Source organism: Bradyrhizobium prioriisuperbiae (assembly GCF_032397745.1).
In the GTDB taxonomy this organism is placed as follows: domain Bacteria; phylum Pseudomonadota; class Alphaproteobacteria; order Rhizobiales; family Xanthobacteraceae; genus Bradyrhizobium_A; species Bradyrhizobium_A prioriisuperbiae.
On record NZ_CP135921.1, the window covers coordinates 1,139,217 to 1,165,382 of the forward strand.

Below are 26,166 nucleotides of genomic sequence, written 5' to 3' on the forward strand. Positions count from 1 at the left end.
TCATGCCCCGGTTCGGGCTAGGCTGTTCGCGACCCATCGCAGGCCACCGCATGTCCATCGTCCCCACAGCCGATCAGCGCGAAACCCGAGCCGGTCTGCTGCCGGTCGCGATCCTGATTGCCTCCAATCTCGTTCCGATCGCCGGAATCCTGTGGTGGGACTGGGATGCTTTCGTGCTGCTCAGCCTGTACTGGCTGGAAACCGCTGTTTTCGGCTTCTGGATGATCCTGCGAATCCTCGCCTTCTCGCAGGCGGGCAGCACCGGGGCGGGGCGAAGCCTGCTCTCCGCCGTCGGGCTCGCCGGCTTCTTTATGGTGCATGCCGGCATCTTCATGTCGGCGCACATGGTCTTCCTGTGGGCACTGTTCTCCGGTGCCTGGAAGGCGCAGCTCCATGACGCCCGCGATTTCATCCGCCTGATCGTGATCGGCAAGGGGCTGTGGCTGCCTTTGCTTGCGCTGTTTGTCGCGCGCGGCGCGGTGTTCGTGAACGATGTCGTCAACCGCTTCGTGTTCCGTCGCCCGCAGCCACAGCCCACCGGCACCGATGCCATTGTCGGTGGCTTCTACCAGCGCATCATGCTGATGCATGTCGCGATCATTGGGGGCGGTCTCGTGGCGATGCAGATCGGCAGCGCCGCGCCGCTGGTGGTGCTGGTGCTGCTGAAGACCGCCCTCGATATCCATCTGGAAAGGCGGCGCAGGCGCTGAAAACGCCGCGAGCGCGGCGCGGCCGGCCATCAGCCCGGCGCAAAAACACCTCTGGCATCAGCATCGTGGGCCCAGGATGTCAGGACCTGATAGTCGCCGGCATCGACCGCCGCGAAGCGTGACAGCAGAAGCGTATCGAGCGTCGCTATCATTGCCTGAGCCGTGTGGCACGTCAGAAGCGACTGGCGCAGCTGCGATACGATGTCGGCGTCGATCGATCGGGAAGCAACCAGAGGCGGAATCGGGGCCATTTCGGTTGACGCAACGACTCGTATCCGTGACGCGACATCCGGAGCGTGGCGCTTGAGCAGATCGTGAAACCAGGAATCCAGCGGCCCGACGTCGATCGTGCCGTCAATGATCGCATCGATCACGCGACGCGGCGTGATCAGCGGGCCGGTCCACCGCGCATATCCCGGCACGGAGTCCAGTTCGGCGAAGTGATGCCTGACGGCATTATAGCCCGATTGAGAATGCGTGACGGTCCAGCCGATACGTCCGCCGAACGTATTCTGCAATGTGACGAAGGGGCCGTCCGCACGAACGATGAAGTCCGTGCAATATTGTGGCCTTGCGGCATAACGCGCGGATGAGGGCACCGGTGCGGCAAGAAGCCATGGCCTCTCCGCGGCCGAAGCGAACGGAAATCCACACATCAGCACCGCGCCGAGATCATCGCGCGCCCACAGCGTTTCGAGAGGAGCGGGCGCGGCATGATCGACATAGTCCAATTCAATACCGGAGTTGGCAGACACCCAGCCGAACAGGGCCTGCCATGCGGCCTTCACCGCTGGCGTGGCCGAATACATTCGCGCGTTAACGACAAGCCGCATCACGCATAGCGCAGGCGATGGCCGATGCCGAGGCGCGCCGCCTTCTCCAGCATGGCATGTCCCAGCGCGATATCCGACAGCGAAAGGCCCCTGTGCCAGAACAGGATCGTCTCGTCATCGCGTTCACGCCCGCTCTTGCTGCCGGCGACGATTTCGCCGAGCTCGGCGTGCAGCGTCGCCTCGGAGAGCTTGCCCTGCTCCACATGGGCGCGCAGCGAACCGAACTGCCCCGATTTGCACTGGCCCCAGTCGTCCACCACCATCTTCGACATGATGTCGGTCAACGACAGTTCGACGGCACTCATCGTACCATAGGGAACCACCAGCGCGCCGGGCTTGATCCAGTCGGTCTTGAGCATCGGAGCCGGCTCGGGCAGGCGCGAGGCTTCCACCACGATGTCAGCGCCTTCGACGCAGGACTGCCAATCCTCCGTGGCCGTCACCGGCTTGCCGAGATCCCGCGCAAGGCGGGCCGCGAACGCGTCGCGGCTTTCCGGCCGGCGCGAATGCACGCGGATTTCCTCAAAATCGAACAGGTGATCGAGCAGCCGCACATTCCAGTAGGCCGTACCTCGAGCCCCGACGTGGCCGAGCACCCGTGCGTCCTTGCGTGCCAGGTGCTTCGCACCGATCGCCGTCACCGCTCCGGTGCGCATGTCGGTCAGATGGCTGCCATCGATAATCGCCTTCGGCACCCCGTTGCCGGGATCCATCAGCAGCAGCAGGCCGACCTCGGACGGAAGCCCTTGCTTGTAGTTGTCGACATAGTCGCTGATCACCTTGACCCCGGCAAGGTTGATCGGGGCGCGGAAGGCTCCGCGCAACACATTGAAATGCCCCATCACGGAAGCATCCGGCATGAGATGCATGCGCGGCTCGATCACCGTCTCCCGCCGGCCCTGTGCGGCAAGGCCCGTCTCCACGGCGGCGATGATTTCACCATCCGTCAGCGCGAGGGCCTCGACGTCGAAGGCGTTGAGATAATGCAGGTAGATGGGGGGCATGGTCATGGGGCGATCTTGATGTTGGAGTCATGAATGACCTTGGCCCAGCGCACGGTATCCGCGGCGATCACCTTGGCGAGCTCCGCCGGAGTGTTGCCCACCGGTTGTGCGCCCTGCGCTTCGAGAGCGGCGGCCGCCTCCGGCGCGGTGATCGTTTGGACCACACTGTTGCGGATCTTTGCAATAATCGCGTCGGGCGTTCCAGCTGGTGCCATCAAGGCATACCAGGAAACCGCCTCGAATCCCGGGATGCCGGCCTCGGCGATCGTCGGTACACCAGGCAGAACCCGGCTGCGCGCCGCGCTCGCAACACCGAGCGCGCGCAGCTCTCCGCCATCGATGAGCGGTTTCGCAGTCGACAGCTGCGCGAACATCATCGTGACTTCGCCGCGCAGAACATCAGTCAGCGCCGGCGCGACGCCACGGTAGCCGACGTGTGTCATTCGAATGCCGGCGGAACTCGCGAAAAGTTCGGCGGCGAGATGGGCAAGGCTGCCGGCGCCGGGGGTCGCGTAGGTCAGGTCCTTGCTGCGTCCCAGCGCGATCAGGTCCGCGACCGACTTGACCGGAGATCTGGCGCTGACGACCAGCACGTTCTCGACATTCGCGATCTGCGTGATCGGCGCGAACTGCTTCATGTCGTAGGGTAAATCGGGAAACAGCGATGGATTGACCGCGGCATTGCCGACCGGCACGAGGGCGAGCGTATAACCATCGGCGGGCGCTTTTGCGACAGCCGCCATCGCGATGTTTCCCGCAGCCCCGGTGCGGTTTTCGACCACGACAGCCTGCTTCCAATCATGGTTCAGCCGATCGCCGACAATGCGAGCCAGTGCATCCGGCGCGCCGCCTGCCGCAAAGCCGACAATGATGTGAACGGGATTCGATGGATACGCCGTGTCGTCGGCGAATGCGATGGACGTCGTACCGAGCACCGCGATGGCAAGCGCCGAGAGGCATCGGGCAATCATCAGATGGCCATTCCCTGGTGAGATTAACGAACGAGCTTAGCGCGTCGAACGATAGAAACGCACATCGCTCACGCGACGCACAATCAACTCTATTTTGGCCCTCGGAGCATGGTCAAGCTCGCCGTCGACCGCAGGCATTCTCCGGCACGAGTTCCGCCGCAACGACGCACGCACAGGTAGCAGCGCCGGCCCCGAGATGGGATCAATGCGAGGGCGACCCAAGAGGTTGCTTGATGGCCAGGTCGGCAAGCAGTTGGTAGGAGCGCAGCCGTGCACCGTGGTCGTAGATCGCCGACGCCACCATGATTTCGTCGACACCGGTGGCCTCGACAAAACGCTCCAGCCCGCGCCGCACCGTGTCGGGCGACCCGACGAAAGCATACCGCAGCATGCCGGAGGCCTGCTGTTTTTCAACCGGTGTCCAGTAGGTCTCGATATCGTCGATTGGCGGCTGCAGCAGGCCGCGGGTGCCGCGAAACATGTTGGTGAAGCTCTGCTGCACCGAAGTGAACAACCGCCGCGCCTCGGCATCGGTCTCGGCCGCGATCACATTCACACCGGCCATGGTATACGGCCGCTTCAGCTGTTCCGATGGCTCGAACTTCTCGCGATAGAGCTGCAGTGCCTGGATCAGCGCATCGGGCGCGAAATGCGAGGCGAATGCATAAGGCAGGCCGAGCATGGCGGCCAGTTGCGCGCCGAACAAACTGGACCCCAAAATCCAGATCGGCACATTCAATCCGGCACCGGGCACCGCCTGCACCACCTGCCCCGGCTGAGCCGGTGCGAAGAAAGCCTGGATCTCCAGCACATCGTTCGGGAAGTTATCGGAATTGTCCGCCGCACGCCGCAGCGCCCGCACCGTACGCTGGTCAGTGCCCGGCGCCCGGCCGAGGCCGAGATCGATGCGGCCGGGATAAAGCGATTCCAGCGTGCCGAACTGCTCGGCGATCACCATCGGCGCGTGGTTGGGCAGCATTATGCCGCCCGAGCCGACGCGAATCCGGCGGGTGCCGCCGGCGACATGGCCGATCACCACGGCGGTCGCCGCACTCGCGATCCCGATCATGTTGTGGTGTTCGGCGAGCCAGTAGCGCTGATAGCCCCAGTCGTCGGCATGTTGCGCTAGATCGAGGCTGTTGCGCAGCGCATCGGCCGGCACACCGCCTGCGGGAACCGGCGCCAGATCGAGGATCGAGATTGCGGGCAATGGGCGGGCTTTCTGCAAAGCGTGCGAATCAGGCGTTCGGCACTGGATGGAGGCAGGACTGAAGATGAGTCCGCCCCGCCGCCCGTGCAAGGCCGGCCAACCCGTGAAAATTCATACGAGGCCTGCGTGGTGCCGCCCACCGCTTGCGGCAAATTATCTCGAGGCTTTCGGCGGCCCGGGATCAGGGCGCCAGCACCGGCATGGTTTCCGCCCACAATTTGCGGTCGGCGCCGAGCACATAGACATGCTCGGCATCGATCGCCTGGAACGGCGGGACGCCCGTTTCATCCAGCAGATCGGAATCGACAAAGGCATGCGGCTTGTCCGGGCCTTCGCCGAGCCACAGGCTGCCGGCCTTGATCTGGACGTAGACCCAGCGCGGCCCCGCCGGCTGGAACGTCCGTACGTTGCCGGACACTTTGACCGGCTTGTCCTCACCGTGCTTGCGCCACAACTCGCTGCCGTTGGTCAGCACATAGGCGTTTTCGCCTTCGATACGAAAGTCCGCAGCGTCAGAACTGATCAACGATCGCTCACTGCCATTCCAGCGCCAGAGGTTGCCGTCCCGGTTCTTGATATAGGTCGTTGTGGCATTGATCGCCTGGAATGATGCAGCCTCGCTATCGAGTTGCGTCTTGTCGTTGCCGCGGATGCGCCAAAGCCGGCCGTCCTGGCCAAGCACAACCACGCTCTCGGCATCGAGCGGCTGAAACGCCGCAACATCCGTCTCGACCTGCTGGCGCGCGTCCGGACCGCTCACCCGCCAGAGCCGCCCCAGCGGATCGCGTGCATAGACTGTGGTGCCGTCCACGGCGCGGAATGAGGTCACCGAATCGAGCACAACTTGGCCGTCCTTGGTACCGGCGGTTTGCCGCCACAGCTTGCCGTCGGTGGTCTGGACATAGAGGAAGCCCGCGACCGCCTGGAAACGCGACACCGCACTCGCGAGTTCAATGCGGCTGTCGCGGCCAAAACCCTTTGGCGGTTGTGGCGGCGGGGCGGGTTTACCGGGAGCACCATCGCCGGCGCGCGCCCCGAACACATTGCGGCGCATGGCCGAGAGCGGATTCTGATTGAGACACCGGCGGAAGGCGATGATGCCCGAGGGGCTGGCGAAATCACCGGACAGCCGGGCGCATAACAGCCGCAACTGCTTGGTGCGCGCATCATCCTGGGCCCGAGCCGCAACCGGGAACACCAGTGTCACGGCCACGCTCATCGCAAAAAGCTTGCTTGTCACCGACGTGAAGCTCCCATGCCGCGATCCTGCAGCACGGCCTTATCTCGCAACCCTGCATCAAGCATCTCCCAGACGAGAGAGGTGTCATGGCCACGGTGAAGCGACGTCAGTCGTCAGAGTAGCGCTGCTCCTGCCACGGGTCGCCGCGATTGTGATAACCGCGGACCTCCCAATAGCCCGGCGCATCCTTGCCGAGGAATTCAATCTTGCGCAGCCACTTGGCGCTTTTCCAGAAATAGAGATGCGGCACCACCAGCCGCAGGGGACCGCCGTGATCGGCGGCCAGCGGCGCATCCGACCAACGATGCGCAAGCAGCGCATCCTCGGCGGCAAAGTCTTCGAGCGAGAGGTTCGTGGTGTAGTTATCAAAGGAATGCAGCACCACGAAGCCGGAGTTTGGCTTTGGTCGCACGACCTCGAGCAGGTCGCGCGTGGCGAGACCCTCCCATCGGTTGTCATAACGCGACCAGGTGGTGACACAATGAATGTCGGAGACAAACGTTGTCTGCGGTTGGGCCAAAAATTGCGCCCAGTCCCAGATCACGGGATTCTCCACCGCGCCGGTCACCTGGAGCCGCCATCGCTCCGGCAGGATATCGGGCGTGCCGGTCAGATCGAGGATCGGCCAATCACGGGTGAGATGCTGGCCCGGCGGCAGCCGCTCCTCCTCCGGCCGTGCGGTGCGCCCGGTCAGGAAGCGGCCTTCTTTCGCCCAGCGCTGCTTGCTGCGGGTCAGCTTGCTCGGCGAAGGATCGGTCTCGTCGTTCATCCCGGGACTCCCTGATGACAGCGATCAGCCGTGCTCGTCACAGGTCTTTTCCATATCCTTGAAATGTTGCTCAGCAGGTTCGGCCGACGTGGACGTCGCTCCCTTGCGCGTTTCCACCACCGATCCTCGTTCCAGCGTCCGATGCACCGGGCATTTGTTGGCGATTTCGATCAGCCGGTCCTGCTGCGCGGCATCGAGATCCCCTTCCACGACGATATCGCGCGTGAAGATGTCGCGCGGCTCCTCGCTGCGTTTGTGATGGTTGACGGTGACGCCGACCCGCTTCAGCGGCCACTTTTTCTGGTCCGCATACATGCGCAGGGTCATCGAGGTGCAAGCACCGAGAGCCGCACTCAACAGCTGATACGGTCCCGGCCCCGATCCGAGACCGCCAACATCCACCGGCTCATCGGCCAGAAGTCGCGCCCCACCAGCCTTGACCTCGACCTGGAATTTGCCGGCGCCGGTTTCGGTGACGACCACGGCATCCTCGCCCGTCACCTTGGCCTGCTCGGGCATGACCGGCAGATAACGCGAGGCCCAGGCAGCAATCACATCGGCAGCAAAGTCGGTGTCGGACGCCTGTGTCAGCAGGTGGTCGGCATGGTCAAGCGACACGAAACTCTTGGGATGGCGTGCGGCGAGAAAGATCGATGAGGCGTTCTCGATGCCGACGATCTGGTCGAGCGGCGAGTGCAGCACCAGCAGCGGCCGCTTCAACTGTGCAATGGTTTGCCCGGCTTCATGCGACCTGAGGTCCTCGATAAAGGAGCGGCGGATGGTGAAGGGCGTGCCGCCGAGATTGACCTTGGCTTCGCCACGCTCAGTGATCTCATCGAGCTTGTCGCCGAACAGCTTGGTGAGATGCGCGACATCAAACGGGGCGGCTAACGTCGCGACCGCGACGATATCCGGCAGTTGTGCGGTCGCCGCCAGCGCCGCGGCGCCACCGAGGCTGTGGCCCAGCATCAGCGTCGGGGTCATTCCTTTGGCGGCCATATGGGCGCTGGCCGCGATCAGATCACGCACATTGCCGCTGAAACCGCTGTCGGAAAGATCGCCCTCGCTATCGCCGAGGCCTGTAAAGTCGAAACGCAGGACGCCGATGCCTTTCAGCGCTAGGGCACGGCTGATCCGGACCGCGGCGCGAGACTTTCGCGTACAGGTGAAGCAGTGGGCGAACAGCGCATAGGTGCGCGGATCGCCATCCGGCAAATCCAGCTGCCCCGTCAGGCGCTGGCCTTCCGCGCCGGTAAACTCGAATCTCTGCGTGATCATGACGCCACCAAACTGTCATCGCCCGAGCACCGAGCGGCGGACGTCTTGCATCATGCAACAGTTTGGGCGGCGGAGTAATCGCTTTTGGTCATCCCCGAATGGCTTTGCGGCAGCTTGACAGGCGGCCATCTCCGTCGCGCATGTCGGCAAACAAGCGATTGGATAGTCCGGAGCGGTCGAAACCCCAGCGCAATTCACACCAGGCCATCAGCAGGCGAATCGCATCGACATATTGAAACATGATCTATTCCAGGTCTGTTCTTGGCATCGTGTTGATACCGGGATCATGCCCTGGAGCGGCGTCAGTTTCTGGCAGCAGCCCGCGTGTCGGCCGCCCGTCCCGGATGCATCGCCTCCTGCTCCCGCCACGCCTTCATCAACGCCTGACGGGATTTCGGATAACGCTCATCGAGTTCGGCGACATCCGTGATCCGGTCGGAGCGAAAATGGCGGAAGCTGTCGCGCTTTTCGCACCACGCCACCAGGAGGCGAACCGACTCGTAATAAATCAGGGCGATCGGCCAGACCACCCGGTCGGTCTCCCGGCCGTTTTCATCGACATAGGCAATCCGAAGCTTGCACTGGCGGCGAATCGACGCCCGGACAACGGTGGGATCGATGGTGTCTTCCACCGGAGACCGGGACGGAGCGCTGATCAGGCTGGCATTGTGGAGCGCCGCGGTGAGCGGCCCCGGCAACACGGCGGCGATTTTCGCCAGCGCATTCTCCGCGGCGACCGCAAGGTCCGGATCGGTCCGCTGCGACACCCAGCGCCCGCCGAGCGCCAGCGCTTCCAGTTCGTCCTCGGTAAACATCAGCGGCGGCAGGACGAAGCCGGGCTTCATCATGTAGCCGATGCCGGCTTCGCCATCGATCGGCGCACCGAGGGCGATCAGGGTGTCGATATCGCGATAAACGGTGCGTTTGGACACGCCGAGTTCGTCGGCCAGTGTGACAGCGCTGACGGCGCGGCGGTGGCGACGCAGCGCCTGAATGAGATCGAATAACCGGACGGAGCGAGACATTCGCGTAGTGTAGAGCCTTTTCCGTTCCGATAGAATCGGAACGGGGCTCTAGATTATTTTTTTGACGCGTTTTCTTCACGCGAACCGGTATCCACTTCGCTCGAAAACGCTCTGGTTACTGCGAAGAGCAATCCAGTTGGCTCGACACGAAACCGCCCGCTTGGCTGACGCCAGCGGGCGGTCGTCACAGCGTCAGGGTGTGGGGGCTTTATCCCTGAGGCTGGTCGTTGGCCGGCGGCGTCGGCCGCGTACGGTGCTCGGACATGAACTGGTCGAATTCGGCCTTGTCCTTGGCGTGACGCAGGCGATCGAGGAAGCCCTTGAACTCAGCCTGCTCTTCCTCGAGCCGGCGCAGGGTGTCCTGGCGATATTCATCGAATGCGCGGTTGCCGCTCGACGGACCGGCGAAACGGCCACCGCCGCCGAATCCGCGCTCTTCCATGCGGGAGCGCATGCGCTCCATCTTCCACTGCATCCGTTCCATCTTGTCCTGCCAGCGGCTCTGGCCGTTATGACTCCAGCAACCCATTTTTCTGCTCCCGAGTGTGAAGAAAAGAAGTGCGAGGCCGATCGGCCACCACATGATGAAACCCAGCACCGTCAGCGCGATCCATGCGGGGTGCCAGCCGGATTCGAGGAAACGCGGATGCCGCTGCTCCCATTCGGGGCGGCCCCAACGATTATTGAGGTGGGCAGTGTCGGACATATGCCTCTCCCAGATAACGGCAGCACCGCTGCCGTGAATGTAAATAACATTCACATAGATAAACCGTCGCCCATTTTTGTCAAGCTGGGCGCGGGGGCTGCGACAAAATTTCAGGGTTGGCCGGTTCCAGCCGTCGGCGGAGGCCGCTTCTCGGTCGGAAAGCCGAGCCCGCGCAAATAGATCAGCACGCCGGCCTCGAGCAGCTCGTCCGGCGACATCGGCAGTTTGCGCCGCGCCGCATCGCCGCGGCTGAACAGCGAGGCGATGCCGTGGGACATCGACCAGATATGGAGCGCCATCATCAGCGCCGGAGGGCGCATCACATTGGGCGGGGCCAGAGCGGCCAGGCGTTCCGCGGTCAAACGAATGATTCCGAAGGCACGCTCGCTCGCCGCCGCCAAAGCGGGATTCGCATCGACAGGCAGGCCGGATTCGAACATGGCGGAATAAAACGCCGGCTCGTCGCGGGCGAATGTCAGGTAGGCGCGGCCTAATCGTTCGAATGCCGTGATGGTGTCCGGACGGCCATCGTCCCAGGCGCTGGTGAGCACTTTTTCGAACTGCTCGAAGCCGCGCTGGGCGATGCTCGACAACAGTTCGTCGCGATCACGAAAATGCCGATACGGTGCCGCGGGGCTGACCCCAGCCGACCGCGCGGCCTCGGCAAAGGTGAATCCGCCGGGTCCCTTTTCGGCAATCAGATTGAGCGCGGCCTGCACCAGCGCCTCTTTCAGATTGCCGTGATGATAGCCGCGCTCGGGGCGGTCGCGATCTTTGCGCCAACTCATGTGAAGGGCTTTTACATGAGTTGCACCGGCCCGTCACGAAAAGCTTAAGTCCATGCCCGGCAAGCTGAACTTTGACTTGGGGGCACGGCCTAAGACTTGGGGGCACGGCCTAAGCCACGCCCCCAAGCGCCTGCGGTCCACAGTCGGACCATGCCGATCAAACAGCAGCGCCCTGGAGCACCTGCTTGAGGGGCACCAGCCCGGTCATCGCGGATGATTCGGGAACTGCCTCGCCGTCCTCGATCGCTAGCGCAAGGCGGACGGCCGGGTCCCGCTCCAGGCGGGATTTGAGGGCGCGGATCTTCGGGTAAACGCCGGGATCAATCGCCTGGTGGAAATCCGCCCATCGGGCGACGCCGACAAAGATCGCATCCGCCAGCGTCGGACGATCGCCGAGCAGATACGGGCCGTCGCCGATCATCGCCTCGAGCTGTTCGTGGCGCCTGGCGACGGAGCTGCGGCCGAACGTGCGCAGCGCATCACGGAACGCCGCGTCGGCCGTCTGCATCTCGAACGCCACCCAGAGCGGGCTGAACGCACCGGTGAAGCCCGTGTTCAGGAAGGCCATGACCTGATGCAGCCGATCGGCCTCCCCGCTTCCGGGGGCAAAGCTGATGCGGCGATCATGGTCGCGCGTTTCGAGCCACAGCGCGATGGCCATGGTCTCGGTTAGCGGCGATCCGTCGCCGGTGATCAGCACTGGCGTCTCGCGACGGCCGTTGATGCGGCCATAGATATCCGTCGTCATGTCGTCGGGCATCTGTACCCGCGACAATTGGTAGGGTTGTCCAAGCCATTCGAAGGCCGCGACAAGGCCCAGCGAGCTTCCCAGTGGGAAGCCCGTCAGCAGGACGGGTGTCATTGATGGTTTCTCCGTGAGTCCTGAAAGAGGATCACGCCGCGCGGCGAGCCTCGAATTTAGTTGCGACGGCCCTTATGTAAATGACGCACAAAAATGTAACCGGAGCCTGTGATGCTCGACGTGGTGTCGAACTGTCCGATCGAAGAGGTGATGCGGGTGCTGAGCGGGCGCTGGCCGACGCTGCTGCTGTATTACCTGAAGGACGGCGCCAAACGCTTCAGCGAATTACGGCGCGACAACCCGACCATTTCTCATCGCATCCTGACGCTTGAGCTGCGCAAGCTGGAGCGCGCTGGAGTTGTTGTGCGCACGGCGCACACCGGTTTTCCGCTGCATGTCGAATACAGCCTCAGCGACGCAGGCCGCCGCCTGGTGCCGCTGATCGATGCGCTCGGCGACTGGTGGAGCGATGCTGCGCCGATCAATCAGGCGACGTCAGCGTAGCGCCCGAACAGACGAAGTCGATCGTCCGTTGCGTAATGGCCTCGAGTTCCGGACGCGGGGTGCGGGCGCGGGCGCGCAGGGCAATGGTGTGGATGGTGGAGCCGACCACCTGCACCAGCAGCGCGACATCGGCATCGGACGGCAGTTCGCCACGCGACACGGCCAGTTCGAATAATTTGGCCAGCGCCTTGTCGGTAGAGGCGAGCGCGCGCAGCACGGTGTCGCGGATTTCCGGATCGGCCATCGCTTCCGATCCCGCGGTCATCACGGTGAAGCAGCCGCGCGGGCCGTTTTCGCCGGCGAGATAGAGATCGAGCGCGGTCGTAAAGATTCCCTCCAGCGCCTGGCGCAGCGACAACGCCGGATCGAACACTTTTGCGAACTGCTCGCCGACCTCGGCGCGATAGCGTGCATACGCCTTGAGGAACAGATCGCGCTTGTCGCCGAACGCACCATAAAGGCTGGGGCGGTTGATCCCCATGGCGGCGCTGAGGTCGTCCAGGGAGGTTGCGGCGAAGCCGCTGTCACGAAACGTATCCAGCGCGCGCGACAACGCGGCCTCCGGCTCGAACGCCCGCGGACGGCCCCGTTTCTTTGCTGACCGTTCTCCGGGCCTCACCTCGCCCGCAGACGGATTTTTATCTTTTTGTACCATTTCGCAAAAAACACCTTGACCCGATCTAATTTATGCGAGATGGTACAAAAATCAACCCGCAGAGGTCGATCACCCGCCGAAATAATGGAGACGCGCCATGGATCTGTACTTCTCCCCCCTCGCCTGTTCGATGGCGACCCGCATCGCCCTCTACGAAGCCGGTGCCGACGCCAGTTACATCGAGGTCGATCCCAAGACCAAGCAGGTGCTGCGCGACGGCTCGGATTTCCGCCCCATCAATCCGCTTGGCCTGGTGCCGACGCTGCGCACCGACGACGGCGTGATCCTGACAGAAAACGCCGCCATCCTGCAGTATGTCGCCGAACGTTTCCCCGATGCCCACATCGCATCCGACAACACCACCGACCGCACCCGGCTGCAGCAATGGCTGTGTTTCATCGGCACCGAACTGCACAAGGGCCTGTTCGTGCCGCTGCTGGACCGCAAGGCACCGGCGGACGTCCACGCCTACACGCTGAAGAAATACCTGTCGCGGCTCGATTATCTCAACAGCCATCTCGAAGGCCGCGAATTCGTGCTCGATCATTTCAGCGTGGCGGACGCCTATCTCGCCACCGTGCTGAACTGGAGCATGGCAACGCCGATGATCGACTTCAAAGCCTATCCCGCAGTGGTGGCCTATCTGGAGCGCATGCGCAAACGCCCCAGCATCGCGCGCGCGATGGCAGAAGAGCTCGAGCTCTACAAGGCCGAGATCGCCCGGCACAAGGCCGCCGCCTGATCCGCACGGCGCGACAATCCGACGACAACGATAACGGCGACGCCCGCGTCGCCGTTATGCTGTGTCCAGCAGCCGGCGTTGTGACGCGGCCAGTGCGCGGGAAAAGACCTTGGCATCGTCCAGCGCCCGCGTCAGCACCAGCGCGCCCTGAATGTCCAGCACCGCCTGCTCCGCCTTGTGGCGGGCAACGGTCTTGTCATTCCCCAGCCGCCGCAGGGCCGCGGCCAGCGCATCGATCCAGCCGACGAAATAGGTTTTGACCTTGTCGCCGAACGGGTCGCGCGAGGCGCCCAGCGCCACCACGCCGACCAGGCACACCCGCTGGCCGGAGCGGAAATAACCATCGACCGCGGCGAACATGTCGGCGATCCCCCGAGCGGGATCGGCCGATGTGCGCAGCGGCGTATAGACATGATCGACAAACCAGCGATCAATGGAGGTGAGCACCTCCATCGCCATCTGTTCCTTGCCGCCGGGAAAGAAGTTGTACAGGCTGCCCTTGCCGAGACCGGTGGCGTCGGAGATCAGCGCCAGTGTCGCGCCCTCATAACCATGGGCGCGAAACACTTCCGCCAGCAGCGGCAGCACGTCCGCCCGCTCCGCAACCGATCTTGCCATTCCCGTCCTTCGATTTACTTCGGATCGGTGCCGAGTCCCGGCACATCCGCCGGCCGCGCGCCCGGCGCCGGCCAATGGAACCGCCGCTCGCTTTCGCTGATCTTCACATCATTGATGCTGGCCTCGCGCCGCCGCATCAAGCCGTGCTCGTCGAATTCCCACTGCTCATTGCCGTAGGAGCGAAACCACTGCCCGGCGTCGTCATGCCATTCATACTGGAAACGCGCCGCAATGCGGTTCTGGTCGAACCCCCAGAGATCCTTGATCAGGCGATAGTCGTGCTCCTTCTGCCACTTCCGGGTCAGGAATTCGACGATGGCCGGACGGCCCACCAGGAATTCCGAACGATTGCGCCATGTGCTGTCCTCGGTATAGGCCAGCGACACACGCACGGGGTCGCGCGAATTCCAGGCGTCTTCGGCCATGCGGGCCTTCTGGGCGGCCATCTCTCTGGTGAACGGCGGAAGCGGCGGGCGAGACATGACAAGCTCCTTGCTCTGTACCGATAGGTACATCCATTGTACCTATCGGTACAGAGCGTCAAGCGCAAAATTTGAGCATGGCCAGGAGTCATTCCGGGGCGTCGCGGAGCGACGAACCCGGAATCTCGACGCCTCCAGTTCGGCGCACCTTCGAGATTCCGGATAGCCGCTGCGCGGCTTCCGGAATGACGTCGGTGAATCTGGAGAGGTTGAAGCTTATCCAGCGGCCTGATCGGCCTGCATGGCAACGCGCAGCGCCTTGGGGATGGGACGAGCGCGGCCGTCGGACACGAACGCCACTTTCACCCGCGCTTTCACCAGCAGATCGTCGCCGCGCCGCACCTCCTGGTCGAGGGTGATCGAGGCGCCTTTCACCTCCTGCGGTCCGGTTATCACCTCCAGCACATCGTCCATGCGGGCGGGCTTGAGATAGTCGATCTGCATGGCGCGCACCACAAAGGCGAAACCGGGCGCCTCGGCCTGCGCTTCCGCGAACAGCGCATGCTGGTCGGCGCCAAGCAGGCGCAGATAGTTAGTGCGTCCCCGCTCCATGAAGCGCAGGTAATTGGCGTGGTAGACGATGCCGGTGAAATCGGTGTCTTCGTAATAGACCCGCACTTGCATCACATGCCGGCCGTCGCGGATCAGCCCATCGAGCGAAGATACATCCAACGACGACATGGTCAGACCTTGCCCGCAGCCGCCAGCGGCAACACATGGTCGCGGGTCAGCGGCGCCAGCACGATATCGGGAGGCGCAAGCGGATCGACCCAGATCATCTCATCGATCTCGGCCCGTGGCGCGATTTCGCCCTTGACATCGATGCCATAGACGGCGGCCTTGACCCGCCGGCCCGGCTCATTGGCGGCGATCGCCTCGAACTCGCCGAGCGGCCGCGCCGAGCCACTTATCATGCGGCATCCCAGTTCTTCGTCGACTTCACGCGCCAGCGCCGTGACATCGTCCTCGCCGGCATCGCGCTTGCCGCCGGGCTGCATGAACGCCGTGGTGCCGCGCTTGCGCACCAGCAGCACCCGGCCGGCCTGGTCGCGGATCAGCGCCGCGACAACATGGATGGTGGAGGTACCGGTCATTCGTCCTCACTGCCGCCGAACAGGCCGAACTGCGAGGGATCGCGTGCCGGCTCGGCAATGCCGAGATGGCGGAAGGCATGCGACGTCAGCAATCGGCCGCGCGGCGTGCGCTGGAGCAGACCGCACTGAATGAGATAGGGCTCGATGATGTCCTCGATGGCGTCGCGCGGCTCCGACAGCGCCGCCGCCATGGTTTCGACGCCGACCGGGCCGCCGCCATAGTTCATCGCAATGGTGGTGAGGTAACGCCGATCCATGGCGTCGAGTCCTGCATTATCGACCTCCAGCGCGCCCAGCGCCCTGTCGGCGATGGCGCGATCGATCGCGGTCGCGTCCGCAACGGAGGCGAAATCACGCACCCGCCGCAGCAGCCGGCCGGCAATGCGCGGCGTGCCGCGCGCCCGGCGTGCGATCTCGTTGGCGCCATCCGCCGTCATACCGATGTTGAGCACGCGCGCGCCACGGGTGACGATCTTTTCCAGCTCTTCAATGGTGTAGAAATTCAGCCGCACCGGAATGCCGAAACGATCCCGCAGCGGATTGGTCAGCAGGCCCGCGCGGGTGGTGGCGCCGACCAGGGTGAATTTCGACAGATCGATCTTCACCGAACGCGCCGCCGGGCCCTCGCCGATAATCAAATCGAGCTGGAAATCTTCCATCGCCGGATAGAGCACTTCTTCTACCGCCGGGTTGAGACGGTGGATCTCGTCGATGAACAGCACGTCGCGCTCTTCGAGATTGGTGAGAAGCGCGGCGAGATCGCCGGCCTTCGCAATTACCGGCCCCGAAGTGGCGCGGAAACCGACGCCAAGTTCGCGCGCGACGATCTGCGCCAGCGTGGTCTTGCCGAGGCCAGGCGGGCCGACAAACAGCACGTGATCGAGCGCCTCGCCACGCTTGCGCGCAGCATCGATGAAAATCTGCAGATTGGCGCGCGCCTGCTGCTGTCCCACGAACTCGGACAGCATCTGCGGCCGCAACGAGGTGTCGCCAATGTCGTCGGCGCGTCGTTCCGGTGTAATCAGGCGCGGATCAGCGCTCACTCGCTCCCCCGCTTGTATTTGTTCGGCAGCAACTCGCCGATGGTGGTCACGGTCGGCGCCTTGCCGTTGGGCACGATGACGCGCGCCTTGGCGTCGTAGTCATGGATCAGCTCACGGCAGATACCGCAGGGTGACACCACATGGATGGCGCCCGGCTCATCGGGCTTGGGATGGCGGACCGCCACGATGGTCTCAATGCCGTGATCGCCGGTCTCGGTGATGGCGCGCCCGATCGCGATCGCCTCGGCACACACCGCGATGCGCCCGATATAGGCATCGATATTGACCCCGGTCACGATGCGCCCGTCGCGGGTCCGCATCGCCGCGCCGACCTCCTGCCAGTCGTTGCGATAGCGCTTGCCGATCGCGTCGGTTGCGGCGGCGATCAGTTCCAGATCTTGCTTGGTCAAGTCGTGAGCAGTCAGTTTGGGCACGCGTCCATATTCCCTACTTCGACAGTTCCTTCAAGCCGAGCCGGATCAATTGAGCCGTCTCCGCCCCTTCGCCGGCCGTGCGCGTGGCACTGGCGATCGCCGCCGCTGCCTGGGGCTGGCCGTACCCGAGATTGACCAGCGCCGAAATCGCGTCCGCCACCGGCTTCGGCGCACGATGATCGTCAAGCGCGCCCGACAGGTGCACCACCGCCGGATCGACCGTGCTGAACGCCGGCGCCTTGTCTTTCAGTTCGGTGACGATGCGTTCCGCCACTTTCGGGCCGACGCCAGGCGTGCGCACCACCGCGGCCTTGTCGCGCAGCGCGATGGCGTTGGCGAGGTCGGACGGCGGCAACGTCGAGAGCACGGCAAGCGCCACCTTGGCGCCGACTCCCTGCACGGTCTGCAGCAGGCGAAACCACTCGCGCTCGACATCGCTGCGGAAACCGAACAGCTTGATCTGGTCTTCCCGCACATAAGTCTCGATCGACAGCACCGCGGCCTCGCCCGGCGCGGGCAACGCCTGCAATGTGCGGGCAGCGCAATGCACCTGATAGCCGACGCCGCCGACATCGAGGATGACGTAGTCGTCACCGTAGGAATCGATCAGTCCCTTCAGCTTGCCGATCATGACGCCGCCACCCGCAGCGCCACGCTCTGGCGATGATGCGCATGGGTGATGGCGATGGCGAGCGCATCGGCCGCATCGGCGCTTTTCGGCGTAGCTTTCGGCAGCAGAATGCCGAGCATGACGCGAATCTGGTTTTTGTCGGCGTGACCGGCACCGACCACGGTTTTCTTGACCTGATTGGGCGCGTATTCCGCAACCGAAATCCCGAACAGTGCCGGCGCCAGCATGGCGATACCCCGGGCCTGGCCAAGTTTCAGCGTGGCCGCGCCATCCTTGTTGATGAAGGTCTGTTCCACTGCAGCCTCGAGGGGACTGAACTCGTTGAGCACGCGTGCCAAGCCCTGGTGAATGGCGAGCAGCCGCTCGGCCAGCGGCAGCGTCTCCTTGGCGTCGATCGAGCCGCAACCGACGAAAATCAGCCGATTGCCGTCGCTTTCAATCACCCCCCAGCCGGTACGGCGGAGGCCGGGATCGATCCCCAGAATACGAATCGCGCGCGAAATCATCGCCCATGATAACCCAAACGGAGGGTCACAACAGCGTGCCGCGCAGGATCACCAGCGCCACGCTGAAATAGATCATCAGCCCGGTGACGTCGACCAGAGTGGCCACGAACGGCGCCGACGCGCTTGCCGGGTCGAAACCGGCCCGCTGCAGCGCGAACGGCAGCATCGATCCCGCCATCGAGCCGAAGGTGACGACGCCAATCAGCGCCGCGCCGACCGTGAGCGCCACCAGGATCCAGTGCTCGCCATAATTGTAGAAGCCGAGCTTCTGCCAGAGCACGATGCGGAACATGCCGATCAGGCCCAGCATGGCGCCGAGAATGATTCCGGTGGGCAATTCGCGTAGCGCGACCCGCCACCAGTCCGACAGTTTGACCTCATGCAGCGCCAGCGAGCGGATCAGAAGCGATGTGGTCTGCGAGCCGGAGTTGCCGCCCGAACTCATGATCAGCGGAATGAACAAGGTGAGCACGATCGCCTTTTCCAGTTCGCCCTCGAAATACTGCATGCAGCTGGCGGTCAGCATTTCGCTGAGGAACAACAGACACAGCCAGACGCCACGCTTGCGCAGCATGTGGCCGAGCCCGATCTGCATGTAGGGCTCTTCGATCGCCTCCATGCCGCCGAACTTCTGCACGTCCTCGGTGTTTTCCTCGATAATCGCGTCCATGATGTCGTCGAAGGTGACGATGCCGCGGACATGGCCGGCCTTGTCCACCACCGGCACCGCCAGGAGATCGTGCCGGGTGATCAGCCGCGCGACATCCTCGCGGTCGGTCAGCGGCGTGGTGGTGATCGGCTTGCGCGATCCCGCCAGTGTCACGATGTTGGCCGTAGGCTCACCGGAAATCAGCCGGCGCAGCGACACCGCGCCGATCAGTCGGCGGGTGACCGGGTCCAGCACATAGATCGAATAGACGGTCTCGCGGGTGCGCTCGACCTGACGGATATGCTGCAGGGTCTGCTCGACGGTCCAATTGCCGGGCACGCTGACGAACTCCGTCGTCATCATGGCGCCGGCGGTGTTGTCCGGATACTGCAGCAGACCGGTGATCACCGAGCGGGACGTCTCGTCGAGGCCCTGCATCAATTCGGCCCGGACCGGCTCGTCCAGTTGCTGCACAATGTCGGCGGCCATGTCGGCCGACATGCCGGCGAGCAGCGTCACGGCGAACGGCCGCGGCAGCGCCTCGATGATTTCGGCGCCGAAATCGAGCTCCGGCTTGTCCAGGATGTCGACCGACGCCTCGGTCGGCAGCAGCGCCAGCACGTCGGCGGCCTGCTCCGGCGACAGCCGATTGAGGACTTCGACGTTGTCGGCGACCTCTTCGTTGATCAGCCGCGCAGCCACGAGGGCCGCATTGAAGTCGCCGTCGGAAATGGTGTGGGTATCCGTCATAACTCACCTGTGGGTCTGCCGGCAGCGGCAGGGTCGGGTGAGCTTGAAAAGCGCTCTCAGACCACCGCTGTCGGCAAAATAGATTGACTGTCGCTAGGCATGGTCGAGGGTTTCCGATGATGGAGCGTCGGTCGCGAGACGGCAACGCCCGCCGCTGACATGGTCCTTCAGCAGGCGGGCGTCAAGAATAAAATCGTCCGGACGACGTGCAGGATAACGTGATGGCGCTCAGGCACTCATCTTGTTGACGAGCGCGTCCGAGATCTCGAAGTTGGCATAAACGTTTTGCACGTCGTCATGCTCGTTGAGCAGATCCATCAGCTTCAACAGTTTCTCGCCGGCTTCGTCATCGACGGCGATGGTGTTCTGCGGCTTCCAGGTCAGCGCGGCCTTGCGCGGCTCGCCGAACTTCGCTTCCAGTGCCTTGGCGACCTGCTGAAACGAATCCGGGGCGGCGTAGACTTCATGGCCGCCCTCGCTGGAGGCGACATCGTCAGCGCCGGCATCGATCGCCGCTTCCAGCATGGCATCGGCCGACGCCACCGAGGCGTTGAATTCGACGATGCCGAGGCGGTCGAACATGAACGAGACCGCGCCGGTTTCGGCGAGGTTGCCGCCGGACTTGGTGAAGTAAGAGCGGATGTCGGACGCGGCGCGATTGCGGTTGTCGGTCAGCGCCTCGACGATGACGGCGACGCCGCCCGGGCCATAGCCCTCGTAGCGGATCTCGTCATAGTTCTCGCCGTCATTGCCGGCAGCCTTCTTCACGGCGCGCTCGATATTGTCCTTGGGCATGTTTTCCGCGCGCGCCGCGATAATGGCCGCCCGCAGCCGCGGATTCATGGCCGGATCGGGGGTGCCGAGCTTGGCGGCAACGGTGATTTCACGCGCCAGCTTGCCGAACAGCTTGGACTTCTGCGCGTCCTGCCGGCCCTTGCGGTGCATGATGTTCTTGAATTGGGAATGTCCGGCCATGCGGGGTCTCTCTGTACGATCGTGGAGTGCAGCCTGCCGATGCGGCGGATTGGAGCGCGCGGTTTATAGGCTCGGCCCCGCCGAAAATCAAAGGAATGGCACTGATTTAAGGTATCGAAATACAGAAATCGACCGGAAACGAGAGAGTTAACCCATAGGTTACGCGCCGATGAGATGGTGCGGATTAACCATCATTCGGCCCCGGGAACCGGTGTCTCTCAATGGCCTTTTCATTGTTCAGGAAGCCTGCCCCGACGGCGCCCGCGATGATGGCGGCCCCGGCGCCTGCCGCAGTGGCCGCAGAGATATCGCCCGCGGCATCGGGGAACGACTCAGCCGCGCAGATCCTGGAGCTGCTCGAGGTCGAACTGCAGGCCATGACGCGCCAGCTCGAGCGCGCCGCGACCTCAGTCGCCAGCGGCGCCCACTCCACGGCGGAAACCCTTGCCGCCATCCGTCAGCGGACCGAGACCCTGACCGGGCGCACCAGCCAGGCCCACTCGACCGCGGAAACATTCGCCCAGGCCGCCGACAAATTCACCGATTCGGCGAGCGGCATCGGGGCCCAGGTCCGCGATGCCGGCAAGCTCGCCGATGACGCCGCCACCGCGGCACGGGAGGCCAGCCTCAATGTCGATCGCCTGCGCGAATCATCCGCCGCGATCGGCAACGTGGTCAATCTGATCGCCAGCATTGCCAAGCAGACCACCCTGCTCGCCCTGAACTCGACCATCGAGGCGGCCCGGGCGGGCGAAGCCGGCCGCGGCTTTGCCGTGGTGGCCTCCGAGGTCAAGGCGCTGGCGGTGCAGACCCAGAGCGCCACCGAAGAGATCAAGCAGAAGATCGACGCCCTGCAGCGGGATGCCGCCACCTCGATCGAGGCGGTGCATCGCATCTCCCAGGCGATCGACGCGATCCGCCCGGTGTTCGCCCATGTCAACGACGCAGTCGCCGAGCAAGGCACGACGACCGACGACATGGCGCGCAACGCCGAGGCCACCTCCAGCTTCATCGTCTCGGTCGGCGACAGCGCCACCGATATCGACAGCGCGACCAAGGAAGCCGAGACCCATGGCGGCCGCGTCGCCGAAGCCGGGCAGAGCGTCCGCGCGCTGGTCGACAAGCTGAAGGCGCGCTGCGCGGTGCTGCTGAAGACCGACCCGAACCGCGAGCGCAAGGACGAGCGGCTGCCCTGCCATCTGCCGATCATGATCCGGACCCGCACCGGCGAGATCAAGGGCAGCGTCTACGAAATCTCGCGGCAGAGCCTGATGATATCGGGTAACGGCATCACGGCCTTCGCGCCCGGCGAAACCGTACCGGTGTCCACCGACGACCTCGGCGCGTGCAAGCTGCGTCTGGTCGAGCACACGGACCTGGGCGCGCTGATGCGGTTTATCGATCCCGATCCCGAATTGCGGGAAAGGATCGAGGACGCGCTGTTCCGGATTCACGATGAGAATACCGAGTGTGTGGCCCGGGCGATAGAGGCCGGGGCAAAGATCACCAAACGCTTCGAGGATGCCCTCGCCCGCGGCGCGGTCGGCGTCGACGACCTGTTCGATACGAGCTATGTACCGATCGCAGGGTCGGACCCGCAGCAATTCAGTACCAAATATCTCGGCTGGGCCGAACGCGTGCTGCCGGAGGTCCAGGAGGCGGTGCTCGCGATGGACCCGAGCATGGCGTTCTGCGCGACCGTCGACCGCAACGGCTACCTGCCGGTGCACAACAAGATCTATTCCCATCCGCAACGCCCCGGCGACGCCGCCTGGAACATGGCCAATTGCCGCAACCGCCGCATCTTCAACGATCCCGCGGGCCTCGCCGCCGCACAAAACACCCGCGCCTATCTGATCCAGAGTTACCCGCGCGACATGGGCAACGGCGTCAAGATCCGGATGCGCGAGATCGACGTGCCGATCCGAATCGCCGGGCGACACTGGGGCGGGTTCAGGACGGCATATAAGCTTTAGCCGCTTGGCATTTGCTCCTCAGACCCAAGATCAGCCGCGATCTGCAAAGCAGCATGTGTTGACGAAGGTCAATCGCAATGTCTCACGAAGAGATCCCTATCCCGGAGGAAACACACGTCTCACTGGAATTTAAGCAGTCCGACCTCCCGGGATTCGCAACCGTTAATTCAGCGCTTCAAGGATTTGAGCCCAAGATCTTCTTCTCGTGGCACCTCTCCATCCTGATTGCTTGCGAGCAGCTTATGAACCACCGGCTTCCCTCTCCGGAAGAACAGAGCCTGCTCTACGAATTTGAAAACAAACTTGATCCACTGATCAAAGCGAAGAGGAATGCTGTGTTCTTCGCCCGGGTCACGCACGATGCTTACAGAGTGCTCGTATGGCGTGTCCACAACCCGGAAATTGCCGATGCAATACTTCGCGAGATTTTGCGCAACAAAAAGTATCCACGCGAATTCGAGTATCGCATTGACGAAGATCCGAGATGGGAAAAAGCGGCTTGGTATTTGGACGGTATAGCCGTCAGGCATTAGCTCAGAGCAAATTCCCAGCCAGTTGCTCCCGGAGCCGCTCCGCAATGTACATTGCGGATACCTCCCAAGGCCTCCCAGAACAAGCATCCTCCAGCGCGCGAACGCGGTCTTCGCTTCTTCGATACGCTCCAAAGCCACAAGCAATCTCGCGAGATTGGATCGGCGTTCATATTCGGTCAGCCCTGGACCGCGATCCTGACGCCACAAAAGAATCAACGAGGCTGAGGAAGCCGCTTCGTCGATTCTCGGCAAAGCCTGCCCCATTAATCCTTCGACGATTTCATCGCATGTTGATCGCACGTCCCGTTCGTCACGCAAAGACCACCACACATCCGTCTGAGCCGGCAGCAAGCGTCCAAGGCGCTGGCGCCAATGGCAGCTCTCTGGCCGAAGCACTTTGGTGGCCGATGCCTCACTGAAAGCATCCGTGCGGAGCGCATCCACACTTATGCCCGTGTTAATCGTGAAGACAATCTCGTCTCCGCTGCTTTTCCGGTGCTTCTGAACTTGCAGAACGACGACGGTATCGTTCACTTTCCGAGAAAGAAGGCCATCAGCACCGACAAATCCCGCTGGCCAAAGATGTTTCACCAGACATTGCTTGAAATCTTTGAAGCTCTTGGCTGCTGACACAGTCTACTTAGGACCAGAACGTCGGCTGTGTCTGCTCCAGCCGTCCGCCGAGGCGCACCGGGGCGACGCGGGTGGCGAGGCCGGTGGTGTCGTCGGTCTCGAGCGCAACGCCGCTCAGCGTTGCGGGGCCATTGGCCGGCTCGAAGCGCGCCGACGGGATGCCGGTGAGGAACCGCTGCAGCGGCTCTTCCTTCTGCATGCCGATCACCGAATCATAATCGCCGGTCATGCCGGCGTCGGTCATGTAGGCGGTGCCGCCGGTGAGGATCTGATAATCGCTGGTCGGGATGTGGGTATGGGTGCCGACCACCAGGCTGACGCGGCCGTCGCAGAAGTGCCCCATCGCCTGCTTCTCGCTCGATGCCTCGCCGTGGAAATCGACAATGATGGCGTCCGCCGCCTCGCGCAGTGGACACGCCTCCAGCTCACCATCAATCGCACGGAACGGATCGTTGAGCGGCTCCATGAAAATGCGACCCATGGCGTTGATGACCAGCGCGCGCTTGCCGCTCTTGGTATCGATCAAGGCCGCGCCGCGGCCCGGCGTGCGCTTGGGAAAATTCAGCGGGCGGATCAGGCGCGGCGCACGTTCGATGAACACCAGCGCCTCTTTCTGATTCCAGGCATGGTTGCCGAGCGTCACCGCATCGGCGCCGGCGTCTATGAAATCCTGATAAATCGCCTCGGTGATGCCGAAGCCGCCGGCGGCGTTCTCGCCATTCACCACAACCAGATCGAGCGTCCAGTCACGGATCAGGCCCGGCAGACGATCGGTAATCGCAGTGCGCCCGGTCTTGCCGACGACATCGCCAATAAACAGAATCCGCAACTCAATGACCTCGTGTGTCGATGGTTTGGTGTTCGGTCACAATATAGTCGAGCCGCACGTCATGCGGCAATGCGGGAACGGCGGCTACCTGCTGCACGGAAAACGCCAGCCCTACCGCAACGATCGTCTTCATCCGGCGCAGTTGTTCGAACGTCCTGTCGTAATGACCCGCACCGTAGCCGATGCGATGGCCGGTGCGATCGAACGCCGCCAGCGGCACCAGCATGATGTCGGGCACCACGACCGGGGCATCGGCCGCAGGCTCGAAAATCCCCATTTGCCCGCGCACCATTGCCGTGCTTGGCGACCAGATCCGGAACAGCAGCGGCTGGTCGCGTGCGACGATCACCGGCAGCGCGAGCCGCGCTCCGCGTCGCGCGAGCGCCTCCATCAACGGCCTCGGATCGAATTCGCTGCGGATCGGAGAATAGCCGGCGACGGCTTGGCCCGACGCCACTTCAAGGGGAAACGCACGTGCAGCCACAGCATCAGCTGCGGCAAAGCGCTGCTGGGTTGTCAGCGCGTCTCGCCGCGCCAGGGCGGCGGCGCGCAAATCGCGTTTTGTCGGAGAGAGACCGGTCATGCGGCGTTATAACATGATCCGGAAAACCAGAATTAAGCGCGAAGCCACGATAACCGTTGAAGCGCTCGATCCCGGAGTTCCCTACGAAAGTAGGTGGGCGCCATATGACCGGGCCCACGGGCCCGGCCAGGGACAGCTCCCTTAAGGATCGATAAGGCCCCGGGGATATATGGCTCCTGACGAGAGACGCAGCTTCGCAGAGCCAATGTAGCGATGATTGTGCGCGCTCGCCACCCATCCTGGCGCCTTTGCAACAAATTAGATTGATGGTTCGTCTCACCGGCTGCGGGCGCACTTCGCGTGCAAAGTCGTATCACCCGATGGCGATGCCGCCGCCGAGCGTGCGGTTGAGGGTCTGCGACATTTTCTCCAGCCGCTCGGACGCCGAATTCAGCGCCAGCGAAATCGCCGACTGCGTCGCCTTGGCGCGCTCGGACGCCGCATAACGCGCGTCCTGCAGGGCATTGAGCTGCTCTTCCAGACGCCCGATGCGCTGGTTGGCGTCGAGCAGTTCGTCGGCGATCGTCAATGCGGCCATCACGGTGAGCCGCGCATCGCCGATTTCGCCGAATTTGCCGCGCAGGCCCTCGACCCGGCTTTCCATGCTGTCGGCGAGCTGCAGCAGCCTGCGCTCCTGGCCCTCCTCGCACGCCATGCGATACTGACGGCCATTGATGGTGACATTGACGTGGCTCATGTCGGCTCCTCGTTGTCGATGACAGCGCGGATGGTTTCGATCGCGACGTCGAGCCGTTGCGACACCTCGCGATTGACGCGCTCGAGTTCACGCGAGCGCACCAGCGATCCGTCAAGTTCATTGGCGAGTCGCGAACGATCGGTGCCGAGCGCCTGGATACGCGCCGCCAGTTCATCTTCATCACGATCGGCTTCCCGCCGCCGCTCTACCGCCGCTTCCAGTGCGTCCAGCGCAGCCGCAAGCCGCCGCGTGGCGGCTTCGACCTCGCTGGGCCCGCTGTTGGCTTCCGCATTGGCGTAGCCGCTAGGTGGACGATCGATCATGCGCGCCCCGAAAGACTCCCTCTGAAAATCAGACGAGGCAATAAAGATCGTGCCTCGGCAAAGATTTAGCTGCCGAAATTTACAAACTACCGCAAGCCAGCGCAACGTTGCGCAGAAGCTATGCACCGCTAAGCGGAACAGACTGGGGGACTTCGGTGTCGATATCAGGCGTT

32 protein-coding genes, 1 other RNA gene and 1 pseudogene are annotated in these 26,166 nt (G+C 63.4%); 5 read left to right on the top strand and 29 right to left on the bottom strand.

The genetic code is table 11. From position 1 onward, the window contains the following. Positions 1–50: 50 nt before the first annotated feature. On the top strand, positions 51–710 hold the full coding sequence (locus RS897_RS05255; protein WP_315835534.1) for a DUF6498-containing protein: 660 nt from the start codon (positions 51–53) through the stop codon (positions 708–710). A gap of 29 nt (positions 711–739) precedes the next feature. On the opposite strand, the gene RS897_RS05260 is transcribed toward RS897_RS05255, so the two are convergent. From RS897_RS05260 to RS897_RS05315, 12 genes are all read right to left on the bottom strand, one after another. Continuing rightward, positions 740–1,543 (bottom strand): phosphate/phosphite/phosphonate ABC transporter substrate-binding protein, encoded by an 804-nt coding sequence (locus RS897_RS05260; protein WP_315835535.1) that lies wholly within the window; start codon positions 1,541–1,543, stop codon positions 740–742. After that, entirely contained in the window at positions 1,543–2,547 is a 1,005-nt protein-coding gene (locus tag RS897_RS05265) for an ornithine cyclodeaminase family protein (protein WP_315838531.1), read from the bottom strand. Before RS897_RS05265 ends, RS897_RS05260 begins: the two co-directional genes overlap by 1 nt. Before the next feature lie 2 nt (positions 2,548–2,549). Beyond that, positions 2,550–3,518, bottom strand: a complete 969-nt coding sequence (locus RS897_RS05270; protein ID WP_315835536.1) for a Bug family tripartite tricarboxylate transporter substrate binding protein — start codon at positions 3,516–3,518, stop codon at positions 2,550–2,552. Positions 3,519–3,720: 202 nt separating this feature from the next. Next, positions 3,721–4,728, bottom strand: coding sequence for an LLM class flavin-dependent oxidoreductase (locus RS897_RS05275; RefSeq protein ID WP_315835537.1), 1,008 nt, complete (start codon positions 4,726–4,728; stop codon positions 3,721–3,723). A gap of 181 nt (positions 4,729–4,909) precedes the next feature. After that, entirely contained in the window at positions 4,910–5,968 is a 1,059-nt protein-coding gene (locus RS897_RS05280; protein WP_315835538.1) for a hypothetical protein, read from the bottom strand. A gap of 106 nt (positions 5,969–6,074) precedes the next feature. Then, a complete protein-coding gene (locus RS897_RS05285) occupies positions 6,075–6,737 on the bottom strand; it encodes a sulfite oxidase-like oxidoreductase (RefSeq protein ID WP_315835539.1) in 663 nt (220 codons plus the stop codon). A gap of 24 nt (positions 6,738–6,761) precedes the next feature. Then, positions 6,762–8,015 (bottom strand): bifunctional alpha/beta hydrolase/OsmC family protein, encoded by a 1,254-nt coding sequence (locus tag RS897_RS05290; protein ID WP_315835540.1) that lies wholly within the window; start codon positions 8,013–8,015, stop codon positions 6,762–6,764. Between the two features lie 88 nt (positions 8,016–8,103). Continuing rightward, positions 8,104–8,256 carry a hypothetical protein gene (locus RS897_RS05295; RefSeq protein WP_315835541.1) on the bottom strand — a complete coding sequence of 51 codons (153 nt, stop codon included), beginning with the start codon at positions 8,254–8,256 and terminating at the stop codon, positions 8,104–8,106. Between the two features lie 61 nt (positions 8,257–8,317). Then, positions 8,318–9,040, bottom strand: a complete 723-nt coding sequence (locus RS897_RS05300; RefSeq protein WP_315835542.1) for a helix-turn-helix transcriptional regulator — start codon at positions 9,038–9,040, stop codon at positions 8,318–8,320. A gap of 208 nt (positions 9,041–9,248) precedes the next feature. After that, complete coding sequence (locus RS897_RS05305; RefSeq protein ID WP_315835543.1) at positions 9,249–9,746, bottom strand: DUF2852 domain-containing protein; 498 nt, start codon at positions 9,744–9,746, stop codon at positions 9,249–9,251. A gap of 110 nt (positions 9,747–9,856) precedes the next feature. Then, positions 9,857–10,534, bottom strand: coding sequence for a TetR/AcrR family transcriptional regulator (locus RS897_RS05310; protein WP_315835544.1), 678 nt, complete (start codon positions 10,532–10,534; stop codon positions 9,857–9,859). Between the two features lie 157 nt (positions 10,535–10,691). After that, on the bottom strand, positions 10,692–11,396 hold the full coding sequence (locus RS897_RS05315) for a glutathione S-transferase family protein (RefSeq protein WP_315835545.1): 705 nt from the start codon (positions 11,394–11,396) through the stop codon (positions 10,692–10,694). A gap of 111 nt (positions 11,397–11,507) precedes the next feature. On the opposite strand from RS897_RS05315, the gene RS897_RS05320 reads away from it, so the two are divergent. Next, positions 11,508–11,840 (top strand): winged helix-turn-helix transcriptional regulator, encoded by a 333-nt coding sequence (locus RS897_RS05320; RefSeq protein WP_315835546.1) that lies wholly within the window; start codon positions 11,508–11,510, stop codon positions 11,838–11,840. Here RS897_RS05320 and RS897_RS05325 read toward each other — a convergent pair. Next, positions 11,818–12,495 carry a TetR/AcrR family transcriptional regulator gene (locus RS897_RS05325; protein ID WP_315835547.1) on the bottom strand — a complete coding sequence of 226 codons (678 nt, stop codon included), beginning with the start codon at positions 12,493–12,495 and terminating at the stop codon, positions 11,818–11,820. The genes RS897_RS05320 and RS897_RS05325 overlap by 23 nt on opposite strands. A gap of 97 nt (positions 12,496–12,592) precedes the next feature. Between RS897_RS05325 and RS897_RS05330 the strand changes: the two genes are divergently transcribed. Then, entirely contained in the window at positions 12,593–13,237 is a 645-nt protein-coding gene (locus tag RS897_RS05330; protein WP_315835548.1) for a glutathione S-transferase N-terminal domain-containing protein, read from the top strand. Between the two features lie 54 nt (positions 13,238–13,291). Here RS897_RS05330 and RS897_RS05335 read toward each other — a convergent pair whose 3' ends face one another. The 10 genes from RS897_RS05335 to RS897_RS05380 all read right to left on the bottom strand — a co-directional run bounded on the left by RS897_RS05335 (position 13,292) and on the right by RS897_RS05380 (position 20,419). Beyond that, positions 13,292–13,855, bottom strand: coding sequence for a TetR/AcrR family transcriptional regulator (locus RS897_RS05335; protein ID WP_315835549.1), 564 nt, complete (start codon positions 13,853–13,855; stop codon positions 13,292–13,294). A 14-nt stretch (positions 13,856–13,869) separates the two neighbouring features. Then, on the bottom strand, positions 13,870–14,337 hold the full coding sequence (locus RS897_RS05340; protein ID WP_315835550.1) for a nuclear transport factor 2 family protein: 468 nt from the start codon (positions 14,335–14,337) through the stop codon (positions 13,870–13,872). A gap of 216 nt (positions 14,338–14,553) precedes the next feature. After that, entirely contained in the window at positions 14,554–15,018 is a 465-nt protein-coding gene (gene ybgC / locus RS897_RS05345) for a tol-pal system-associated acyl-CoA thioesterase (RefSeq protein ID WP_315835551.1), read from the bottom strand. Between the two features lie 2 nt (positions 15,019–15,020). Then, positions 15,021–15,431 (bottom strand): NUDIX hydrolase, encoded by a 411-nt coding sequence (locus tag RS897_RS05350; protein WP_315835552.1) that lies wholly within the window; start codon positions 15,429–15,431, stop codon positions 15,021–15,023. After that, a complete protein-coding gene (gene ruvB, locus RS897_RS05355) occupies positions 15,428–16,474 on the bottom strand; it encodes a Holliday junction branch migration DNA helicase RuvB (RefSeq protein ID WP_315835553.1) in 1,047 nt (348 codons plus the stop codon). Before ruvB ends, RS897_RS05350 begins: the two co-directional genes overlap by 4 nt. Continuing rightward, positions 16,471–16,884: a cytidine deaminase gene (locus RS897_RS05360; protein WP_315838532.1), complete on the bottom strand. Its 414-nt coding sequence runs from the start codon at positions 16,882–16,884 to the stop codon at positions 16,471–16,473. Before RS897_RS05360 ends, ruvB begins: the two co-directional genes overlap by 4 nt. A 37-nt stretch (positions 16,885–16,921) precedes the next feature. Then, a complete protein-coding gene (ruvA, locus tag RS897_RS05365; RefSeq protein WP_315835554.1) occupies positions 16,922–17,539 on the bottom strand; it encodes a Holliday junction branch migration protein RuvA in 618 nt (205 codons plus the stop codon). Further along, entirely contained in the window at positions 17,536–18,045 is a 510-nt protein-coding gene (gene ruvC, locus RS897_RS05370; RefSeq protein ID WP_315835555.1) for a crossover junction endodeoxyribonuclease RuvC, read from the bottom strand. The genes ruvA and ruvC overlap by 4 nt, the downstream gene beginning before the upstream one ends. A 25-nt stretch (positions 18,046–18,070) precedes the next feature. Continuing rightward, positions 18,071–19,444 carry a magnesium transporter gene (gene mgtE, locus RS897_RS05375; protein WP_315835556.1) on the bottom strand — a complete coding sequence of 458 codons (1,374 nt, stop codon included), beginning with the start codon at positions 19,442–19,444 and terminating at the stop codon, positions 18,071–18,073. 228 nt (positions 19,445–19,672) lie between these two features. Next, entirely contained in the window at positions 19,673–20,419 is a 747-nt protein-coding gene (locus RS897_RS05380) for a YebC/PmpR family DNA-binding transcriptional regulator (RefSeq protein WP_315835557.1), read from the bottom strand. Between the two features lie 221 nt (positions 20,420–20,640). Here RS897_RS05380 and RS897_RS05385 point away from each other — a divergent pair, with 221 nt between their 5' ends. Beyond that, positions 20,641–22,395 (top strand): methyl-accepting chemotaxis protein, encoded by a 1,755-nt coding sequence (locus RS897_RS05385; protein ID WP_315835558.1) that lies wholly within the window; start codon positions 20,641–20,643, stop codon positions 22,393–22,395. Positions 22,396–22,472: 77 nt separating this feature from the next. Beyond that, positions 22,473–22,928, top strand: a complete 456-nt coding sequence (locus RS897_RS42230; RefSeq protein WP_407654532.1) for a DUF695 domain-containing protein — start codon at positions 22,473–22,475, stop codon at positions 22,926–22,928. A 258-nt stretch (positions 22,929–23,186) separates the two neighbouring features. Here the strand turns inward: RS897_RS42230 and RS897_RS42235 are convergent. The 6 genes and pseudogenes from RS897_RS42235 to RS897_RS05415 all read right to left on the bottom strand — a co-directional run. Further along, positions 23,187–23,561, bottom strand: a pseudogene (locus RS897_RS42235) (DUF4304 domain-containing protein); the annotation flags it as partial. 7 nt (positions 23,562–23,568) lie between these two features. Beyond that, positions 23,569–24,390: a TIGR00282 family metallophosphoesterase gene (locus RS897_RS05395; RefSeq protein ID WP_315835560.1), complete on the bottom strand. Its 822-nt coding sequence runs from the start codon at positions 24,388–24,390 to the stop codon at positions 23,569–23,571. Between the two features lies 1 nt (position 24,391). Beyond that, the gene (locus tag RS897_RS05400; protein WP_315835561.1) at positions 24,392–24,973 is read right to left on the bottom strand and encodes a 5-formyltetrahydrofolate cyclo-ligase; all 582 of its coding nucleotides are present in this window, start codon (positions 24,971–24,973) and stop codon (positions 24,392–24,394) included. Positions 24,974–25,010: 37 nt separating this feature from the next. Next, positions 25,011–25,171: non-coding RNA, 6S RNA (ssrS, locus tag RS897_RS05405), on the bottom strand. Positions 25,172–25,286: 115 nt separating this feature from the next. Then, complete coding sequence (locus tag RS897_RS05410) at positions 25,287–25,670, bottom strand: cell division protein ZapA (RefSeq protein ID WP_315835562.1); 384 nt, start codon at positions 25,668–25,670, stop codon at positions 25,287–25,289. Beyond that, positions 25,667–25,993, bottom strand: a complete 327-nt coding sequence (locus RS897_RS05415) for a DUF4164 domain-containing protein (protein ID WP_315835563.1) — start codon at positions 25,991–25,993, stop codon at positions 25,667–25,669. Before RS897_RS05415 ends, RS897_RS05410 begins: the two co-directional genes overlap by 4 nt. Between the last annotated feature and the right edge of the window lie 173 nt (positions 25,994–26,166).

Bases quoted from the DNA above. Each gene is read 5' to 3' on its own strand.
- RS897_RS05260 (WP_315835535.1), bottom strand. From the start codon at position 1,543: ATGCGGCTTGTCGTTAACGCGCGAATGTATTCGGCCACGCCAGCGGTG.
- RS897_RS05315 (WP_315835545.1), bottom strand. From the start codon at position 11,396: ATGACACCCGTCCTGCTGACGGGCTTCCCACTGGGAAGCTCGCTGGGC.
- RS897_RS05340 (WP_315835550.1), bottom strand. From the start codon at position 14,337: ATGTCTCGCCCGCCGCTTCCGCCGTTCACCAGAGAGATGGCCGCCCAG.
- RS897_RS05325 (WP_315835547.1), bottom strand. From the start codon at position 12,495: ATGGTACAAAAAGATAAAAATCCGTCTGCGGGCGAGGTGAGGCCCGGA.
- RS897_RS05350 (WP_315835552.1), bottom strand. From the start codon at position 15,431: ATGACCGGTACCTCCACCATCCATGTTGTCGCGGCGCTGATCCGCGAC.
- mgtE (WP_315835556.1), bottom strand. From the start codon at position 19,444: ATGACGGATACCCACACCATTTCCGACGGCGACTTCAATGCGGCCCTC.
- RS897_RS05335 (WP_315835549.1), bottom strand. From the start codon at position 13,855: ATGGCAAGATCGGTTGCGGAGCGGGCGGACGTGCTGCCGCTGCTGGCG.
- RS897_RS42230 (WP_407654532.1), top strand. From the start codon at position 22,473: ATGTCTCACGAAGAGATCCCTATCCCGGAGGAAACACACGTCTCACTG.
- RS897_RS05285 (WP_315835539.1), bottom strand. From the start codon at position 6,737: ATGAACGACGAGACCGATCCTTCGCCGAGCAAGCTGACCCGCAGCAAG.
- RS897_RS05295 (WP_315835541.1), bottom strand. From the start codon at position 8,256: ATGTTTCAATATGTCGATGCGATTCGCCTGCTGATGGCCTGGTGTGAA.
- RS897_RS05330 (WP_315835548.1), top strand. From the start codon at position 12,593: ATGGATCTGTACTTCTCCCCCCTCGCCTGTTCGATGGCGACCCGCATC.
- RS897_RS05415 (WP_315835563.1), bottom strand. From the start codon at position 25,993: ATGATCGATCGTCCACCTAGCGGCTACGCCAATGCGGAAGCCAACAGC.
- RS897_RS05300 (WP_315835542.1), bottom strand. From the start codon at position 9,040: ATGTCTCGCTCCGTCCGGTTATTCGATCTCATTCAGGCGCTGCGTCGC.
- RS897_RS05270 (WP_315835536.1), bottom strand. From the start codon at position 3,518: ATGATTGCCCGATGCCTCTCGGCGCTTGCCATCGCGGTGCTCGGTACG.
- RS897_RS05410 (WP_315835562.1), bottom strand. From the start codon at position 25,670: ATGAGCCACGTCAATGTCACCATCAATGGCCGTCAGTATCGCATGGCG.
- ruvC (WP_315835555.1), bottom strand. From the start codon at position 18,045: ATGATTTCGCGCGCGATTCGTATTCTGGGGATCGATCCCGGCCTCCGC.
- RS897_RS05320 (WP_315835546.1), top strand. From the start codon at position 11,508: ATGCTCGACGTGGTGTCGAACTGTCCGATCGAAGAGGTGATGCGGGTG.
- RS897_RS05310 (WP_315835544.1), bottom strand. From the start codon at position 10,534: ATGAGTTGGCGCAAAGATCGCGACCGCCCCGAGCGCGGCTATCATCAC.
- RS897_RS05290 (WP_315835540.1), bottom strand. From the start codon at position 8,015: ATGATCACGCAGAGATTCGAGTTTACCGGCGCGGAAGGCCAGCGCCTG.
- RS897_RS05255 (WP_315835534.1), top strand. From the start codon at position 51: ATGTCCATCGTCCCCACAGCCGATCAGCGCGAAACCCGAGCCGGTCTG.
- ruvA (WP_315835554.1), bottom strand. From the start codon at position 17,539: ATGATCGGCAAGCTGAAGGGACTGATCGATTCCTACGGTGACGACTAC.
- RS897_RS05400 (WP_315835561.1), bottom strand. From the start codon at position 24,973: ATGACCGGTCTCTCTCCGACAAAACGCGATTTGCGCGCCGCCGCCCTG.
- RS897_RS05305 (WP_315835543.1), bottom strand. From the start codon at position 9,746: ATGTCCGACACTGCCCACCTCAATAATCGTTGGGGCCGCCCCGAATGG.
- RS897_RS05380 (WP_315835557.1), bottom strand. From the start codon at position 20,419: ATGGCCGGACATTCCCAATTCAAGAACATCATGCACCGCAAGGGCCGG.
- RS897_RS05265 (WP_315838531.1), bottom strand. From the start codon at position 2,547: ATGCCCCCCATCTACCTGCATTATCTCAACGCCTTCGACGTCGAGGCC.
- ybgC (WP_315835551.1), bottom strand. From the start codon at position 15,018: ATGTCGTCGTTGGATGTATCTTCGCTCGATGGGCTGATCCGCGACGGC.
- RS897_RS05385 (WP_315835558.1), top strand. From the start codon at position 20,641: ATGGCCTTTTCATTGTTCAGGAAGCCTGCCCCGACGGCGCCCGCGATG.